Origin of the sequence: Granulicella arctica, from assembly GCF_025685605.1 — a bacterium.
Taxonomy (GTDB): Bacteria; Acidobacteriota; Terriglobia; order Terriglobales; family Acidobacteriaceae; genus Edaphobacter; species Edaphobacter arcticus.
The window spans coordinates 4,361,892-4,379,892 of the sequence record NZ_JAGTUT010000001.1; the positions used below are offsets into that span (position 1 = coordinate 4,361,892).

General features: G+C 56.8%; 15 protein-coding genes. 9 read left to right on the forward strand and 6 right to left on the reverse strand.

All coding sequences use genetic code 11. From position 1 onward, the window contains the following. Positions 1 to 7 precede the first annotated feature (7 nt). Positions 8 to 472 (forward strand): hypothetical protein, encoded by a 465-nt coding sequence (locus tag OHL20_RS18520; RefSeq protein ID WP_263384643.1) that lies wholly within the window; start codon positions 8 to 10, stop codon positions 470 to 472. 87 nt (positions 473 to 559) lie between these two features. Here the strand turns inward: OHL20_RS18520 and OHL20_RS18525 are convergent, their stop codons facing one another. Together OHL20_RS18525 and OHL20_RS18530 are read right to left on the reverse strand one after the other, a co-directional pair. Next, positions 560 to 1,300, reverse strand: a complete 741-nt coding sequence (locus OHL20_RS18525) for a hypothetical protein (protein ID WP_263384644.1) — start codon at positions 1,298 to 1,300, stop codon at positions 560 to 562. 57 nt (positions 1,301 to 1,357) lie between these two features. Then, complete coding sequence (locus OHL20_RS18530; RefSeq protein ID WP_263384645.1) at positions 1,358 to 1,927, reverse strand: molybdopterin-dependent oxidoreductase; 570 nt, start codon at positions 1,925 to 1,927, stop codon at positions 1,358 to 1,360. A gap of 38 nt (positions 1,928 to 1,965) precedes the next feature. Here OHL20_RS18530 and nuoI point away from each other — a divergent pair, with 38 nt between their 5' ends. The 4 genes from nuoI to rocD all read left to right on the forward strand — a co-directional run bounded on the left by nuoI (position 1,966) and on the right by rocD (position 5,986). Then, positions 1,966 to 2,469 carry an NADH-quinone oxidoreductase subunit NuoI gene (gene nuoI, locus OHL20_RS18535; protein WP_263384646.1) on the forward strand — a complete coding sequence of 168 codons (504 nt, stop codon included), beginning with the start codon at positions 1,966 to 1,968 and terminating at the stop codon, positions 2,467 to 2,469. Between the two features lie 76 nt (positions 2,470 to 2,545). Beyond that, positions 2,546 to 2,932 carry a response regulator gene (locus tag OHL20_RS18540; RefSeq protein WP_263384647.1) on the forward strand — a complete coding sequence of 129 codons (387 nt, stop codon included), beginning with the start codon at positions 2,546 to 2,548 and terminating at the stop codon, positions 2,930 to 2,932. A 43-nt stretch (positions 2,933 to 2,975) separates the two neighbouring features. Next, positions 2,976 to 4,664: a sugar porter family MFS transporter gene (locus tag OHL20_RS18545; protein ID WP_263384648.1), complete on the forward strand. Its 1,689-nt coding sequence runs from the start codon at positions 2,976 to 2,978 to the stop codon at positions 4,662 to 4,664. Positions 4,665 to 4,747: 83 nt separating this feature from the next. Continuing rightward, positions 4,748 to 5,986 (forward strand): ornithine--oxo-acid transaminase, encoded by a 1,239-nt coding sequence (gene rocD / locus OHL20_RS18550; RefSeq protein ID WP_263384649.1) that lies wholly within the window; start codon positions 4,748 to 4,750, stop codon positions 5,984 to 5,986. 151 nt (positions 5,987 to 6,137) lie between these two features. Here rocD and OHL20_RS18555 read toward each other — a convergent pair whose 3' ends face one another. Next, on the reverse strand, positions 6,138 to 6,626 hold the full coding sequence (locus OHL20_RS18555; protein ID WP_263384650.1) for a hypothetical protein: 489 nt from the start codon (positions 6,624 to 6,626) through the stop codon (positions 6,138 to 6,140). Positions 6,627 to 6,875: 249 nt separating this feature from the next. Further along, a complete protein-coding gene (locus tag OHL20_RS18560; RefSeq protein WP_263384651.1) occupies positions 6,876 to 7,211 on the reverse strand; it encodes an HPF/RaiA family ribosome-associated protein in 336 nt (111 codons plus the stop codon). A 479-nt stretch (positions 7,212 to 7,690) separates the two neighbouring features. Between OHL20_RS18560 and OHL20_RS18565 the strand changes: the two genes are divergently transcribed. Continuing rightward, positions 7,691 to 11,116: a TonB-dependent receptor gene (locus OHL20_RS18565; RefSeq protein WP_263384652.1), complete on the forward strand. Its 3,426-nt coding sequence runs from the start codon at positions 7,691 to 7,693 to the stop codon at positions 11,114 to 11,116. Between the two features lie 541 nt (positions 11,117 to 11,657). On the opposite strand, the gene OHL20_RS18570 is transcribed toward OHL20_RS18565, so the two are convergent. Then, on the reverse strand, positions 11,658 to 14,246 hold the full coding sequence (locus OHL20_RS18570; RefSeq protein WP_263384653.1) for a SpoIIE family protein phosphatase: 2,589 nt from the start codon (positions 14,244 to 14,246) through the stop codon (positions 11,658 to 11,660). A 44-nt stretch (positions 14,247 to 14,290) separates the two neighbouring features. Between OHL20_RS18570 and OHL20_RS25285 the strand changes: the two genes are divergently transcribed. Then, on the forward strand, positions 14,291 to 14,377 hold the full coding sequence (locus OHL20_RS25285; protein WP_396272585.1) for a DUF3738 domain-containing protein: 87 nt from the start codon (positions 14,291 to 14,293) through the stop codon (positions 14,375 to 14,377). A 301-nt stretch (positions 14,378 to 14,678) separates the two neighbouring features. After that, complete coding sequence (locus tag OHL20_RS18575) at positions 14,679 to 15,644, forward strand: TIGR03435 family protein (RefSeq protein ID WP_263384654.1); 966 nt, start codon at positions 14,679 to 14,681, stop codon at positions 15,642 to 15,644. A gap of 96 nt (positions 15,645 to 15,740) precedes the next feature. On the opposite strand, the gene OHL20_RS18580 is transcribed toward OHL20_RS18575, so the two are convergent. Next, positions 15,741 to 16,514, reverse strand: a complete 774-nt coding sequence (locus OHL20_RS18580; RefSeq protein ID WP_263384655.1) for a TIGR03435 family protein — start codon at positions 16,512 to 16,514, stop codon at positions 15,741 to 15,743. Positions 16,515 to 16,867: 353 nt separating this feature from the next. Here OHL20_RS18580 and OHL20_RS18585 point away from each other — a divergent pair, with 353 nt between their 5' ends. After that, complete coding sequence (locus OHL20_RS18585; protein ID WP_263384656.1) at positions 16,868 to 18,001, forward strand: TIGR03435 family protein; 1,134 nt, start codon at positions 16,868 to 16,870, stop codon at positions 17,999 to 18,001.

Consider the following 18,001-nt stretch of genomic DNA (forward strand, 5'->3'; position numbering starts at 1 on the left):
GAGCGGTATGCGTGCGTTCGTACTGATGGTGCTGCTTGGTGGTGGTGTTGCGTTGGCGCAGGTAGAAAAACCGGCGACTGTCGATTGCAGCGTGGATGGCAGGGCGCTGACGTGTGATCGGACTGATTTTCTGAAGCGGTTTGCGGAGGGGCGGACGCTGGCTCTGGAGTCGCAACCGCGGGATCGTGTGGCGGATGGGCAACTGGCTACGCTGTCGAAGTCGTTGGGAAAGACGGTGGTGCCCGTTGGGGCTGCGGCTGATCTGACGCTGCGGGTCGTCCGGCCTGCGGAGTCAGGCATCGCGGTCGGGACAGGGGATGAGGAGCTTGGCAGCTTGCGGCTGTTTTCCGCTAAGGATGGAGTGTCGCGGCTGGTCTGGGTGGAGCGTTATCGGGGGCCGCTGGATACGCCGTGGCAGGTGGTGGTGCGCGCGCTTGGACAGCAGTTTCAAGGGTCGCTGGCCGGGCGGTAAGCCCCTAATCAGACCGGTAAAACTTGACAACGCGACCCCCGGCGACCCCTCTCACCTCAACAGGCTGGGCCGACGGGGCGTGCCCGCTCAGGGTGTTGCGTAGGGCGAGGTGGGCACCAGTTTGTAGTCGGCTGGGACTGTGAGGAGTTTCGGGTCAGGTTCGGTGAGGTTGATGTTGCCGACCTTGAAGTTCTGCTGGCCGGAGCGTGGATCGAAGCGCTGGACGGCGACATTGATCTGCAGGTGAGGTGAGTACCAGAACTCTTTGACGATGGGCTGTGGGGTGTCGTTGCCGAAGGCACCAGCGCGGAGGGTGGTGATCTGCTGGGAGCCGATGGTGTCCAGACCCTCGGTGTTGCGGGTGCCAAGATCCTTGGTGACCGTGGTGCCGAGGTCAGACGGGAATGGGTTGGTTGCGGTGAGGCTTACAGAAGTGGGGGCGTTGTATTGGAAGACGACGCAGAGCCTTCGCTCAGGATGGCAGTCGTACATCTCGTGACGCGCCGGGTCGCTGTATTGCAGGTTGGTGATGCGGGATTGCTGGGTGTCGCCATTGGGAATGAAGGCGCGACGTTCCTCAAAGATTCGACCGGAGCTGTCCCGCGCCACGGTGCGGTGATTGCTCAGGACACTGGTTGTGCCGTCCGGGAGCAGTTTTTTCCACTCGGCGGTAACAGTTGCGGTGAAGGGAGCGTTGGGAGTGGGCAGGATGGTGATGTTCTGGATGCGCTCGCGGATGGCACCGTCCGGGGCATGCTGGGGCGACTGTTGGGCTGTTAACGGAAGGATGAAGGCTGCCGAAAGTGCCAGGATGCTGAGTCGCGCCATAGGGTCTCCCATCGGACAGGAATAGTTTGCCACAGCATGAGGGCGGCGGCTATGAATTTAGTGGTGCGACTCGCCGGTGCTGTCTGCGGATTTTACGGTGATGGCGGTGAGGTTGCGGACCCAGCGGGCGGGGCGTTTGTCTTCGGAGCTGACGAGTTTGAAGGCTCCATCGGTGGTGAGGGGAGCGCCGTTGAGGGTGTCGGCTACGATGACGTCGCCGGTGTGATCGACGGCGTCGACCTCCGAGAGGGAGTAGAGGACGCGGTAGTGATCGGTGCCCTCGGCGAGGATGTAGAGAACGAAGGCGGGGCCATGGAGATCTTTGCCCACGGGAATGTTGACGCGCGTGAGGAGGTCCGTGAGAGGGACGCCGGTGTAGGTCTCGCTGGTTTTGGTGTGCTCGTTCTGGACGGTGACGGTCTTGTGGGGCATTGCCTTGAAGTCGGCCGGGCTGAGGGTGAGGGTCTTGCCGTCGGGTTCGGTGATGGAGAGAACGGTTGAGGGATCGGCTTTGGCGTGCTGATGGGTCTCCATGCCGCCCGTCTGACCTGCCAGGTGAGTGGAAATGCAGGCAGGAATTGCCATGGCAGCAACAAGCAGGGTGCGGATGAGACGTGGGTTCGGCATCTTCACAGCCTACTGGCAGACCGTCGTATACTCAAGCAATGTCCATCGTTAAAAACGCAGCCGCGATTGCCAAGGGAATGAGCATCACGTTCATGGAGATGTTCCAGCCGACCGAGGTCGAGAACTATCCGGATGGCAAGGGGCCGCTGCGTGGAGCGGTATTTCAGGAGCGATTTCGCGGAAAGCACCAGTTGCAGCGCGACGAGAATGGCCTGGAGAAGTGTGTGGCGTGCTTTCTCTGTGCAGCGGCATGCCCGTCGAACTGTATCTACATAGAAGCTGCTGAGAACACGGAAGCGGTGCGGATTTCGTCTGCAGAGCGGTACGCGAAGGTCTACAACATTGACTACAACCGGTGCATTTTTTGCGGATACTGTGTCGAGGCCTGCCCTACGGATGCGATTACCCATGGCCACGGGTTTGAACTTGCTTCGCTCAACGCCACAAACCTGGTGATGCGGAAGGAAGACATGCTGGTGCCGATCTCGACGTTGCCGGACGCTGTGTTGTCCAATAAAGATCAGGCGGAGATGCTGGCCTAATTGGCTCCCCCGGGACGTAGCGATGTGTCCAACTGAGCAGAGCTTGACACGTTCGTTACACTAACATCAACACAATATGGATACGCTGAACGATCCCCTACCTGATGCCAAGCCCGCGATCCTGCATATCTGCAGGCGCGAGATGCTTCGTCCGCTAAGGGATCAGATACTGCGCATCTCCGGCTTCGACGTCGACTCAACCCTGCGCGCTTCGGAGGGGCTTTCGATGTTCTGGGGACGGCACTACGATCTTGTACTGATCGACGTCGAGGGCGAAGAGGGTATCGCTGAGGCGGAGCATCTGTGCTCCGAGATCAAGACGGCGCAGCATGGTCAACTCGTCGCGTTTGTGTGCAACTGGCGGGTGGCGATTATGACGGATTGTCCAGACGAGATCGTGCGAACGGAGTTCAACCCTGGGCAGTTCGTGGGTGGTGTTCGCGAGGCTGTCGCCCGGCATTAAATCTGCGGGATGCAATAAGCCGAAAACCCTGCGAATATACCGTATGGCTCCAGGTACGTTTCATCCAGTTCGATACGGCAGGTATCTTCTCTTCATCTCCGGCCTTGGCGGTCTGCTGTATGGGATCGACGTGGGCATCATTGCTGCTGCGCTGCTCTACCTTGGCAAGACGATCAGCCTTTCGCTCGAGCAGACATCGATCGTCGTAGCGGCTGTGCTGGGTGGCGGCATGCTGTCGTCGCTGGTGGCGGGCGTGCTGGCTGACTGGATAGGCCGCAAGAAGATGATGATCCTGAGCGGACTTATCTTTGTGGCGAGTGTAGGGCTGATCGTTGTATCGCAGGGATTTCTGCCGTTGTTTCTAGGACGGCTGCTGCAGGGGATCAGCGGCGGATTTATTGCCGTTGTGGTGCCGCTCTATCTCGCAGAGTGTCTGGGTGCGGATGTGCGTGGGCGGGGCACGGCAATCTTTCAGTTCGCACTGACCTTCGGAATTGTCATTGCTGCGCTGACCGGTTTTTACTTTACGAACCAGGCCGAGAGCGCGATCCTGGCAGCAGCGGGCAACGCCACCCTGATTCGGGCAGCTCAGGATCACGCGTGGCGGGCTATGTTTCTGTCCGTGGTGTATCCGGGGCTCCTGTTCTTTGGAGGAAGTTTTTTCCTGAGCGAGACGCCGCGCTGGCTGTTCAGAAAAGGAAAGACCACGGAGGCCCTGAACGCGCTCCGACGGTCTTCTTCTGAGGACCAGGCGCAGTTACAGATGCGCGAGATGACAACGCTTGCTGCGGAGACGCAGGCACAGACGACCTCCGGGGAGCGGGGCAGTTTGTTGCAGCGCAAGTACGTGATTCCGTTTGTGCTGGCCTGCTTTATTCTGTCGTGTAATCAGACGACGGGAATCAACTCCGTGCTGGGCTTTCTAGTCATTATTTTGAAGCAGGCGGGTATGACAGCGAGCCATGCGACGCAAGGCGATGTGGCCGTCAAGGTGCTGAACTGCGTCATGACGCTGGTGGCGATTGCCTTCGTCGATCGGAAGGGCCGACGGTTTCTGCTGAAGACGGGAACGGCGGGGATTGTGATTTCGCTGGTGCTGGGAGCGTTTCTGTTCTATCGGTTCGAATCGAATCGAGTGGATGTGGCTCCCAAGGCAAAGGCTGCCGTTTCGGGGAACGCTTTGGCTTTGCCCGTGGACTCCGCGCTGGGTGCTGAGGTTGGCGGCCATGCGATGGCGCTGACGGTTGTCTACAACGCCGGTGCAGGCGACATGGTGGCGACAGTTCGGAACGACGATCCGGCACCGGTTTTGAAGCTTGCTGGAACGGCTACGTCGCCGCTGGTGATCAAGCAGGCGACGTATGGTCCGGTGCCGACAGAGCAGACCGGATGGCTGATCACGGCATGCCTCGGACTGTTTATCGCGTCGTATGCGTTTGGACCAGGTGTAGTGGTGTGGCTGATGCTTTCGGAGCTTATGCCGACCCGCATTCGATCCGTTGGAATGGGTATTGCGCTGCTGTTGAACCAGGGTGTCTCAACACTGATTGCAGCAGTCTTCCTGCCTGTGGTTGGGCACTATGGCTACTACGCAATGTTCTCGTTCTGGGCGGTCTGTACGGTAGCGTACTTCCTCGTGGCGAGCTTCTTTTTACCGGAGACCAAGGGAAAAACGCTGGAAGAGATTGAAGCGTACTTTGACGGTCGGGCGGTGGCAGCGAGCCGGGCCTGAACACTCGAAAGGCTCAATTTGGTATGGTGGAGAGAGTCTCCTCCATCTGAAGTTGTCCGGTTTTTACTGAATCAGGAGTCCCTGTGCTTACCGCGAAGTATATCGAACTCGAAGAGCAGTATGGTGCTCACAACTATCATCCGCTGGATGTGGTGATCGAGCGTGCAAGCGGCTGCTGGGTCTATGACACGGACGGCAAGCGTTATCTGGACTGCCTGGCGGCATACTCCGCGGTGAACCAGGGGCACTGCCATCCGAAGATATTGCAGGCGATGCTGGAGCAGGCACACAAGGTGACGCTGACGTCGCGGGCGTTTCGGAACGATCAGCTTCCGCTGTTCTATGAGCAGTTGCACCAGTTGACTGGCTTCGAGATGTCGCTGCCGATGAACTCGGGTGCCGAAGCTGTCGAAACGGCGTTGAAGGTGGTGCGCCGCTGGGGCTATGCGGTGAAGGGGATTCCGCAGGATCGGGCTGAAATCATCGTCTGTGCTGACAACTTTCACGGTCGCACGATCTCGATTGTCAGCTTCTCGTCCGACCCTCAGTATCGCAAGGATTTCGGACCGTTCACTCCCGGCTTCAAAGTGGTCCCGTTTGGTGATGTGCGGGCTCTGCGCGAGGCGATTACACCGCATACCTGCGCGTTCCTTATCGAGCCGATCCAGGGTGAAGCGGGGATCATCGTTCCCCCCGAAGGGTACCTTGCCGAAGCTGCTGCTCTTTGTCGCGAGAACAACGTGCTGCTGATGTGCGATGAGATTCAGTCGGGTCTTGGCCGCACGGGCAAGATGTTCGCGTACGAGCACGACGATGTGGTGCCGGACGTGTTGATTCTTGGCAAGGCGCTGTCAGGTGGGTACTATCCTGTGTCAGCGGTCCTGGCTTCCCGAGCGATCCTTGGGCTGTTCGAGCCGGGCGATCATGGGAGTACGTTCGGTGGCAATCCCCTGGCATGTGCAGTTGCGCGGGCGGCACTGAAGGTTCTGGTGGATGAACAACTTGTAGCGCGCTCCGCAGAGCTTGGCCCACTGTTTATGGCGCAGCTTCGTGAGATTGACAGTCCGCATATCAACGCGATACGCGGGCGAGGACTTTGGATTGCAATCGAGTTGAACGTGCCGGCGCGGCCCATCTGCGAGGCTTTGAAGGCGGAGGGTATCCTCTGCAAGGAGACGCATGTGAACTGCATTCGCCTTGCGCCGCCACTCACGATCACCCGTGACGAGATCGCCTGGGCTTCAGGGCGCATCCGCGCTGTACTTGAGGGGCTCGACTCCGCGACCAACTCCCCGGACAGGCTTACAGTCGCCGCAGTCTAACTGCTGCCCGCGCCGCTTAGCAGGGTGTGCTAGTTGGCGTTCACGATCCACCCAACTATTTTGTTGAGATTCTTTGGCTAAGCCACTAATCGCTCAAGCGGCAGTTGCTCTTTCCATACTCTTCAAGAAAGGATGCCGAGGTGAGCCATCTTCAGAGCGCCTGCGCTGTTTTAAGAACGTCGCCTGCCAGCGTGACGGCTGCGGGCGTGTTGTGAATGATGAGCAGATAAGGATCAAGCGCGAGAGTAGGCTCGTCGTGCATGAGTTGCAGGCGCGAGATCCCACCATCGAGGCTAAGACCGATAAACGTAACACCAGCAAACATGCAGGCTCCCTTCACGACTGAGCCAAGACAGGAGAGAAGCGGGTCCATGAAGACGACAGTCTCTCTATTACGTGAAAAACGATCTCCGTTCGCAAGAAAAGCCCATAAACCTCCCCAGAGTGCTCCCGTGATCGTCGACAATTTCATTTGCGAAAGAGCGCTCTTCATATCCGCTTCCTGTCGCTGTATCGGTGTAATCCTGTTCTCAATCGACATACTCTTTCTCTCGAAGCCACTTCTTTCGAGGAGCTGCGCCGCGTTGTTAGCGTCAGCGTTCGTTCCAAATGCAGCCACTACGGAATAGATCTCTGTCATTGCTTCTCCTGGGGACTTGGAACGGTTTTCAATCCTGTGCGCGAATCGGTTTTTTTTGCTTTGAGACTTTACTCATCGCGGGGCAGTAACGATGTCGGCACCCGCCTCAGCCTTAGCAAGAACAACCTTCGACTGTCAGTCAGACAGAGCAATCTGCACGACTGTTTCCAAGTCAAAGCTGAGGCGAGCGCTGATAGTCGGGAGAGAGGGAAGAGAGGGCGGGCCGCCGTCGTCTCATTCCATGAGGGGCTATTCCAGGGCTAGAAAGGGACGTTTTTCCTCGATCCGCCCGAAGGTTGAATCGAGAAGACGCTGCATTTTGTGAGCAGCTCCGGTCACCGCAATCAACAGGTCGGGAGAGTCCGCCGTTACGGTAAGCGACTGGTGTTCCTTGGGTCGCGCTTCGAGCAGACATCGCTTCGTTCGTGGACCGGCTTTAAACGCATGTTCATCGCTGAGATGAGCCTCTATGCGGGTAAGGTCAGGACTGAACCGGTCAAGAATTCGGTTGATCTCCGTGTCTACAAAGTTCGAGAGTTTGCGGTGAAGCACAATGTGATTGTCGCTGTTTACCAGAATCTGCATCGATCTCTTCTCCTTGATTGCGGTTGTCGTTCGCTAAGGTCTCTCCTTGTTCTTGTCCTATTAGACTCCTCTTCCTAGAGTGGCGAGGGTTACTTGAACAACGGTCAGCAAGCGCGTATTGTGCACCGAAATTGATAGATGCTGCTCCACCGTTCTCATCTACACGTCGCTCAGTTTTAGTTGCTTAGTTCTTGCTAAAGCGCAAGTGACTTCGCGTACCTCCCGTATGCGGAGCTCTATATGTGCGGTAGGTGACAAATGTATGTACGGTAGCGTACCCTCAGTCTGGTTCAACATTTGTCCAAACTGATCTTACTGAACGTCATCTGTTCTTCCCTCCGCCCTGTTGGGAAGCGATGAGGTATACGGACGCTGAACTACCCTTTGGAGGCTTTAACTTGCACAATCCCATCAAACGTCAGGTCCTGTTCGCAGGCCTATTCGCTGGTGTTTCCGTACTTACCTTAGGAACACCAGGCTTGAAAGCACAAGCTGTTTACGGCTCGATTTATGGCACAGTTGGTGACAGCACTGGCGCGGCCATTCCAAATGCGACTGTAACGATCACCGACACAAACAAAGGAACCCAGCAGGTTGTTCAATCAAACGGCGCTGGCAACTGGTCTGCGGATCATTTGATCCCTGATACCTATACGGTCAGGATCGAGGCAGGCTCATTCAGCTCTGCCGAAGCCAAGGGTGTTGAGATCCATGCCGACGCTTCACAGAAGGTGGATATCGCCCTACAGCCAGCCGGCTCCGCAACCACAATACAAGTGTCTGCGAACGACACACCAGCGCTCAAGACCGATCGTGCCGATGTAGCCCAAATCCTCGACCAGCGCTCACTGGGCAATCTCCCCAATCTGAATCGCAACTTCACTCAGTTTGCGTTGCTGACACCAGGAGTCCAACACTCCTCCTTCAATATTAGCGGCCCAGAGGATCCCCAAGGTTCCGTATCTCTCAACACAAACGGTTCGAACTACGGCGTCCAGGGCTTTCTGCTTGATGGAACCGATAATCGCGATCCCGTGCTGGGCATTATCGTCATCAATCCCACACTCGACTCTGTCGGCGAACTGAAAGTTACATCGGCAAACTACGACGCCGAGTTTGGAGGCGCGGTCGGCGGTATTGTCAGTGCGCAGACCAAGTCCGGCAGTAACACGTTGCACGGAGACGTTTTCTTCTATCGTCACACGGATGCCAACCTGGCTCGTGACCCCTTTGCACAATCCACACCTGATGCTGTCACAGGACGTTATATTCCTTCTCAATCTTTCGGGCAGTATGGAGGCTCCGTTTCCGGCCCCATTTGGAAGGACAAGACCTTCTTCTTCCTCGACTACCAGGGAACTCGCCAGAAGGTTGGAACGAGCTTCTTGAGTTCGGTTCCCACTACCCTTGTCCGAAATACCTGCCTCACGGCTGGTTCCGCTACCTGTGACCTCAGTGAGTATGCCGGCGGTAAGCCGTTATACGTTTATCCCACTTCGGGCGGAACCCCAACGGCTTACACGAATGGCGTCATTCCCACCTCCAGACTGTCCCCGCAGGCGATCGCTCTTCTGCGGCTTCTCCCTGCGCCAAATCTCAGCATCAGCGGCACACAGAACAACTTCGCTGCATCCGGGAACGGGGTCAACAATGGTGACCAGGCGGATGCGCGTATCGATCACCAATTCAATAGCAAGGCACATGCCTTTGGTCGGTATGACATCGCGTTCTATCGGTTACAAGGCAATGCGGCGTTTGGCGCAGCAGGCGGTCCGGGCTTTGGTCTCACGGGTACGAGCGGCACGGACAAAGTACAGAACCAGAGTGCCGCAATTGGTCTCGATTATGCACTGAGTGGAAGTGTCCTTACCGATGTTCGCGCCGGTTTTCTCGCCTATCATGTCGCCGAAAATAAGCTCGATGCCGGCACCAACCCGGCTAGTGCACTCGGTATTCCGAACCTCAACACCGGCTCATTTGACACCTCCGGTCTGCCTACCTTCAACGTCACCGATAGCAGTATCACTAACTTCGGTAGCCAGGGCTGTAACTGCCCTCTGCTTGAGAGTGAGCAGGTCTTCCAGCTAGCTAATAACTGGACGAAGATTATTGGTAACCACTCCATTAAGTTCGGCGGCGATGTCCGCTACGCCCTCAACCTGCGCAATGCAAGCGATAACAATCGCGCGGGCCTCTTCAGCTTCAACAGCGGTCAGACTGCGGGGACGGGCGGACAGGGTGTTGGGCTTGCTTCTCTTCTCGTGGGCCAAGCTGATCGCTTCCAACGCTTCGATGTCTTCCAGCAGAACGCTGCAAATCGCCAGAAGCGTGGCGCATTTTACGGTCAGGACTCCTGGCGAGTTACTCCTAAACTCACGGTCAACTACGGCGTTCGGTGGGACATAATCTTCCCCGAGACCGTCAACTCACCCGGTAACGGCGGCTTTGCCAATCTCGCAACGGGCAGCATCAATGTTGCAGGCGTAGGCGGCTTCGGAACCAACGGTGGTCAGAAGATGGACTACACCAACGTCGCCGGCCGCTTCGGCTTCGCATACCAGGTTCATCCGACCACGGTCATTCGCGGCGGCATTGGTCAGGTCTACGACGACGTAGGCTTCTTCGGCACCCTGTTCGGCTCGGCACTTACTCACAATCTCCCGGTCCTCGCTAACGAAGACACCAACGCCAGCAATGCTACCGGTCAGTTCGCCACCACACTTGGTGCGCCGCCCATTCGCGTCTCCGCTCCCATCATCCCCTCCAACGGACAAATTCCGCTGACCAACTCCGTCAGTCCGACTTTCCGTGGCGACCGTATCCAACTCCCCCGCGTTGATCAGTGGAACCTTACTGTCCAACAACAACTCACCCCGAACATGACCCTGCAGGTTGCTTACGTTGGCAATCACGCAGAGCGCATCTATCCGGGCGAGACGGAGGGCTATGACCTCAATGCTCCTGTTCTGCCTACCAGTCCGGCTGACCTGACGGCAAGTGACACCGACACTACGGGCGTCAGCTTCAATCGGCGTCGTCCGTTCTTTGGCAAGTTCAACAACGGCCTCTGCTGCAGCAACGGTCTCACCTCCGCTCAGCCATCAGCAAATGCGAACTATCACTCGCTCCAGACCGTCTTTGAAAAGCGTCTTGCCAATGGTCTTCAGTTCAATGCGAACTACACCTGGTCGAAAGCAATGAACTATGCCAACGATGAGGCATTTGCTCGTTATCCTGGCGTCAGCTATGGGCCGAATGATACGAACCGCGCTCATGTCCTCGTCTTCAGCAGCGTCTATCAGCTGCCGTTTGGCAAGAATGGTATGTATCTGCGCAGTTCAAATCGTCTTATCAATGGTCTCGTCAGTGGCTATACCGTGAGCGGTAACACGACGTGGGAGAGCGGATTGCCGTTCACTCCCACTTATGCCGAGTGCGGTTCCGACCAGGACATCGACAAGAACTTTGCCGGGCCGGGAACTACAAGCGACTGCCGTCCGGATGGCAACGCACATAACCTGCCAACCAATGTCGGCGGGCTCAATCCCGTCACTCACAGTCGTGCATACTTCACCCCAGTTGCTGCTCTTACGTCTGGTGCCAGTGTCACGACAGCGTTCCAGCGGCCAGCCTTCGGGACCTTCGGAAACGTAGGGCGCAACTCGCTTCGTGGACCTCACGACTACTTCGCCGACGCCAGCCTGAGCAAGGACATTCCTTTGTCTGAGCGCTTTCACGGCCAGCTTCAGGCGCAGGCATTCAACGTCTTCAACCACGCAGCGCTCGGCGTTCCGTCAGCAAGCCAGGCCCGCTGCGTCGACTGTTCCACCGGGGGTGTCATCACCGGTCTGGAACCGAACAACACCATGCGTCAACTGCAGTTCTCCGGAAAGATCCAGTTCTAGAAGCGAAGCGGATGCTCAAGCGGGCCGCCTGCTTGAGCATCCGCAAATTGAGAAGTATCGAGTTATCAAGAACACGATCTTTTCAAGTTCTCTGTGAGGTAATGGAACCACCATAGGGTAGTTGCGTCCAATAGGGTGAATTTTTCGAGAGAAGAAGTTCTAGCTGCTGTTGAACGGTAGCTCAGTGAAGGTCTGACGTTCTCTGAAGATCTTGGTGCAACCTACTTTTCATTAGATCGGAAGCTCTAAGTAGATCTGCGCCGCAGAAGGATGTGTGGCGAAGCCACGTCTTCGGTCACCGCAAAGCTCGTATTGCAAAAGTTTGGCCCAAATGGCAAGAGTAGAGTGTAGTTTCAGAAGAAAGCCGATATGGAGGCGTTGCTGCAGAGACGATGCGGGGGCCCTTACTGGACGCTTGTTTCGTTCCCTGCTTTCAAACCCCCAAGTGAATCGGAGCCATACGAGTCAGGGTTCTCCTTGTCTAACTGCAACAACCCTCCGGTAGCCTTTGTCCGTTGCTGTGTATCTACTCTAGTGATTTCTATTTGTCCATGAGCTTCATGATGAGGAGCGTCATGTCGTCGTGTTGCTCCGCGCCAGCAGTGAATTGATCAGCAGCTTTGAAGATGTGTTCGATGATTTCGGACGCCGAAGCGGATGTGTGGCCGGGAGCTGCTTCAAGCATGCGGGTCTCTCCCCACTCTTCATCGTCGGCGGTCATGGCTTCGCTGATGCCGTCGGTGTAGGCGATGAGAAGATCTCCGGCTTCAAGGATCAAGGACTGTGCCTCGTAGTCGACGAGGGGAAGGAGGCCAACGACAGGACCGCAGGCTTCGAGGCGGTCGAGCTTTCCGGACTGTGCTCTTGCGACGATCGGTGGATTGTGTCCTGCGTTGACATAGCGCAGTTCGCGGGTCTGCGGGTTGAAGGTGGCAAAGAAGAAGGTAGCGTAGCGGCTACTGGAGGATGCTTCGTAGACGAGGCGATTTACTTTCTGCATCATCCGAGCCAGATCGTCTGGCGTGTCCAGAATGAGACCGCGGAGCGAGGCGCGGAGACTTGCCATGATGAGTGCGGCGGAGATGCCCTTGCCGGAGACGTCGCCGATTGTGAAGCCAAGATTGCCATCTTCCATCTCGATCAAATCGTAGTAGTCGCCGCCGACTTCGGAGGCGGGACGGCACATGCCGGCGAGACTGACACCCGGAATGGCCGGAATGATCTGGGGAAAGAGCCGCTGCTGGACCTCGCGGGCGATCTCGATCTCGCGATTCATGCGCTCACGCTGCGAGGCCTGGCTTGCAAGGGTCTGAACGAGTTCGGCGACTTCGAGGGTCAGGCCAGTCTGGGCGGCAACGGATTGCAGGATGCGAAGGTCGGTGGGAGTGTAGGCCTCCTCTGACCTCTTCGAACCGAGCGCGAGCAGACCGAGCAGACGCGTGCGCCCCGACAAGGGGAGCAGGAGTTCGACGCTGATCTGGCGGAGGAGCGCCTGCTCGCCGGCATCAGCCTCGGTGAACCATTCTTCAGGACGATCGCGGTAGAGGGTTGCGGGTTGATTCGTTCGTTCGAGATTCAGAATAGTCGCGGACTGCGGAGTGAAGGAGACTCCGCCGTCGAGATCCATGCCAAAGGATTGCTGGAGGTAGAAGGTGTTGGTGCCGCGGAGCATGATGGCGATCTGCGGGACATGCAGGACCTCCGAGATGCGTCGGAGGACGGTGTCGACGAGTGCATCTTTATCGGTGAGCTGACGGACCTGCTCAGAGAGTTCGCTGAGCACGATTTCGCTGTTGTAGGCCTCGCGGAAGAACCTGCGATCAAGCCAGCGTTGCAGGCGATGGCTAAGGCCGTCGCGCCGTAGAAAGACTTGAAAGAGCGCACCGATGCAGACTGCCAGGAGAACGAAGGTGAGGACCTGATGTTGTTTGCGCTGCATCATCGGGAAGATGAAGTGGATGATGACGAAGGCAACGACTGCGATTTCGATGACGAGGATTGTGGCGCGGGCGAGGAGATATTTGGTGCCCATGCGGAGGAGGATGCGGACGTCCATGGCGCGCTGGACGATGAGGACGTAGGCGAGGGTTAAGGGAAAGAAGGAGTCGAAGGGAATGATCGCGACGAACCAGTTTCCGTGATGCGGGTCGAAGCCGAAGAGGGGTGCGATGGCAAAGATGAGGAGCAGGGGACCGAGAGTGAGGGCGCTCCCGATAGCCAGAACTCGCAGGCGTCGACGTGCGTCTGCGGTCGAGGCTGTGCGGAGCTTATCGATCAGCGCGACGAGGAACAGAATGACGCAGACAATCTCCAGACTGGCCGTTACGTGGTCAGCCAAGACCTGAAGTGACATCAGTGGTCGGATGAGGTTGACGGAGAGAATCTGTCCTGCGTTGAAACCGATTTCGAGAAGAGAGACGCAGAGGCCCACCGCTAAAATCAAGTATTTGAACCAAGGAAAGCGCAGGTCGGCTCGCCAGCGTTCGGGAAAGAGGAAGCCGAACCAGAGAAAGGCGGGAAAGGCTGCGGACTGGATGATGCTGTTCCAAAGAAAGAGGAGCAGGTACCAGGGATGTGGCCAGAATCTCCAGTCGAGATTACCGTAGAGGGTCTCAGGCAAGGTAAGGAGCAGGAGGGCAAGCCAGGCGTTGAGATCGCGCGGAAGGGCGGCAACGATCCAGTATCCGGCAAACAGACTAAGCAGAGGCACGCCCAGAATGGCGATAAGAAAGGTGAGCAACTTGCCGATCGTCCAGTCCGGACCTTCGCGGGGGGCTAGCTGAAGATGGGCAGTTCGCGTGGTCCCGGAGGGTGATCGGACAGAAACTTCAATGGTCTGGCCTGGACTGGAGCGTTGGAGCAGGTCATGGATCTGGGCGTACCCAGTAAACGGAGTGCCGTCTAATGCGATCAGGAAGTCACCCTCGGAGAGGCCACCAGCCTTCGCTTCTTTATCGAGCCTCTGGAGGGTCTGCCCGTCATCGCGGAAGTTGAACGGATCGTTTGCGTAGCGTCCGGCGTGGAAGAACTCTTCGCGTAGAGCGATGGTTCCTGTGATGTAGTACGTCATGCTGATCGCGGCAAAGACGATGAGCAGAACGTACGAACCTAACCTGGACTTGCTCTTCATGGGTCCCGAATCCTCGTACTTACTTTACGGTACAGAACTAGTCCATGGGTGACTTCAAACGGGCACTGCAAAACTTCCTCGACCGGCCGGTCGTAGACAAAACGGGGCTTGCGGGTCAGTTTGATTTTTGATCTAAGCTTTATGCCTCATGAGAACGTGTTTGGTGGGCGGGTTCACCTGCCGACAGTGGACTCGGGTGCGACGGCGCCTGAGCTTTATACGGCGATGTAGGAGCAACTTGAGCTGAAGCTGAGCCCATTTATAGGACAAGTGTAAGTGCTGGGTGATCGATCATATCGAGCGACCTTCGCCGAACTAATTATTCTGAAACGATTCTGGCAATGCCAGATCAAATGTCCCGAAAAGGTGAGATGTAAAGGTCCACTTCTTCGGTCCTTCATTGCGCTATTCTTCACCTCTGAGTTCATTTCCATGTGCCGAACCTTCGTCATCCTCTGCATTCTTGCTTTCGCCTCTGCTTTCGCCCAGAGCTCGCCTAGCCGTGCGTCGCCTGCCTTCGACGTCGCTTCAGTTCGGCCCAGCAAGCTGAACTCCCCGGCGCACAGCAACGTTCCTCTCGACGCCGGTAACGTGTACGCATTGATTGGCCCAGACGAAACGCGGAGCGCCGCTGGCGGATTGTTCATCGCGACCCACCAAGCGTTATGGCGTTACATCACGTTTGCATACAAGCTTTCCGGGACACAGGAGCTTGCTCTTCGCTTCAATATGTTTTCCGGTGCACCAAAGTCCGGCGCGCCCTTCTGGGTTACTGGCTCCTTCGACGCTGCGCCGGAATACTTTGACATTTCGGCGCGCGCACCGGCCGATACGTCCATGGACCAGATGCGTCTCATGATGCAGGCTCTGCTTGCCGACCGCTTCCATTTGACGATCCACAATCTCTCCGCCAACACTCCTGTCTTTGCACTTGTTCTTGCGAAACCCGGCTTTACCGGCCCCAATCTTCAGCCTCATTCCTCCTTCGACACTTGCGGTGTCCCTACTCCCGATCTGCCGCCTCATAACGCCGCGGCCTTTGTCATGGGCGAACTTCCGCCCGTCTGTGGCGTCATCGCACACGTCGCGTCCTCCGCCCCCGGCCCGCATTACGGTGGCCGCGCCGTTCCGCTCTCCCTATTGGTTACCTCAATCCCGACGATGACTGGACTCGCTGCGATGCCTCGGCCCGTCGTCGATCAGACCAACCTCTCAGGACTTTACGACTTCACGTTGAACTGGATGCACGACCTCACCGGGGAAGAAGGTGCTGTCGCTGACAACGCAGCCAATTTTCGCACCGCTCTCAAGATCCAACTCGGCTTGGAACTCAAACCGTCCCATGCCCCCATCGGCTTTCTCATCATCGACCACGTCGAGCGACCCTCGGAAAATTAGACGGGGAGAATGATGCGTCCGGCGGACGCCGCGGCTTGTCGCCGCAAGCGGATTGATGCTTACTTCTGGACTAGAGCACCGAAGACGATGAGTTGACTAGTTCGACGTAGGTGTCTCATCGACATGGTCAATGACCAGCGTATCCACACTGACCTTTTCGGGCTTGAGTCTCAGTCCGAGTTGTTCTTCGAGGGCCGTAAAGAACGATGGAAGATCTGTGTCTGTGCTGCTGTCAGGCGCGTAAGTGAGGTCGACGTTGAACGTACCTGAAAGACCGGTGTGGTCGACGACTGGAGTGTGCTCCACAAGGGCGAGAAGGCCGGCAAGTCCACTGAGAGTCACACCGCGTCCCTGGACACGGCCCGACGAGATGAAGTTCTGCGAGGGCTCACCCGCTTTCTGTCCCTGCGTCACGGAGTCCGCAGCGACAGCGTGCAACTTCGGTCCATTCTTACTTACAAACAAACCGTAGCCGGAGAGCTCACGCTTGCCTGGATGCACTTTGAGGTGGAACCGCTCGTTAAGCAGTTGCTGCATCATCGGACGAACCGAGTCTGGTGTTAGTGGGCTTCCGTCTGCGGCCGTCGCACGAAGGTCATAGTAGGCGTCGACCGCACCGTCACCACCGTCGATGTAGTTGAGTTTGTACGCCATCTGGATCAAGATACGCAATGGAACACAGGTGAGCTCGTACTGTGAGCCACCAGGTGGCAGCATGCTGAAGCACCCTGGCGTCAGATGCGAAGGTCGAATGGATGCGGCCCCGAATGCAGGCTGTGGTGGGGCAGCAAGCTGCTGGGCCTGAGCCGCTCTCCAGATGAGCCCTGCGACCATCACGATCTGCAACGAACTAAGAATACATTTGCGCATTGAATTCCAAGGCAGAGAAACGCTGATGAGGCGCCGTTCGCTCACAGAAGGTCGCGAGTCCCGACTGCTCTCCATCATCGTACCGACCCGCTGGTTAGTTTTCCAGTGGCTCTCCTGCGTTTCAGGACAATCGCTTCGCCTGTGCCTTTTCCAGATTCCCGTTTTCAGCTAGATGCACGGGATCACACGAACAGGATTGACGGGAGAACTATCTTTGATCCATTTTCATATTCTTCGCTTACTTTTTCAGGTAGCTCGTTGTCCAAGCGACATAGCCAGCACATGCGACTCATCTTTTCGGTTCTGGAAGGATTCTGTCACGGGACGAGAAGAAACTTTAAGGAGATATGTCGATGAAGAAAGTTATACTTTGCCTCCTTGCTTGTGTCGTGTTGCTGGGGGCGGCCCTACAAGCACAGGATATCGTCGGTAACTGGCAAGGGATACTGAAGGCAGAGAAAGATCTGCGTGTCATTCTGATCATTGCAAAGGACAATGGAAAGCTAAAAGCCACGATGTACAGCATCGATCAGGGTTCGATGGCTTTAGGGGCTTCTGCGGTGACACTGGATGGTGCGACCCTGAGGTACAAAGTAGACATGATCGGCGGCAGCTACGAAGGAAAACTCAGTGCGGATGGGAAGGTCCTGACAGGAACATGGTCGCAGGGAGCGACACCGCAGGCAATAGTTCTGGCACGCACTACGAAGGAGACAGCCTGGGAGATCCCAACACCTCCTCCTCCTGCCAAGCTGATGGCGGCGGATGCAGATCCGTCCTTTGAAGTCGCTACGATCAAGCCAAATAATACGGGCGCTACAAGCATGCAGCAGCTCACGCTTAATGGACGTGACTTTCAGACCCGCGCCTCGTCTCTCGCAGACCTGATTGCCTTCTCCTATGAGGTTCAGGCAAAACAGATTGTCGGTGGTCCCGACTGGATCTTCAAGGATCGTTTCGACGTTGCGGGTGTGCCAGATCAGGAGGGCGCACCCAACCCACAGCAGGTGAGGACGATGATTCGCAAGCTGTTGGCCGAGCGATTTAAGCTTACCTTCCACAAAGACAAGCGAGAGATGTCGGCGTTCGTCGTCTCAGCCAGCAAGGGAATGGAGAAGCTAACGCCAACCCAGATGAATGGATCGCTTCCTGGAATCGGTATGAGACCCGCGACTGGTGGAATGACGCTAATGGTGCGCAACGGCACGATCGGAGACTTCACCGGCTTTCTGCAGACCCTTGTGCTGGACCGACCTGTCGTGGACAGGACCGGCCTAAAGAGCAAATTTGATTTCAGTGTCACCTTCCTGCCTGATGAAACCCAATTCAATGGTCACTCTCCGGTCGCAAAGCTGGCTGATGGCGTTGAACCGGCTCCAAGCCTGATCGAAGCGCTGTCGCAGCAGGTTGGGCTAAAGATGATCGCGGAGAAAACCGCTGTCGAGGTCATCGCGATCGACCATGTGGAGCAGTCATCTGCAAACTAG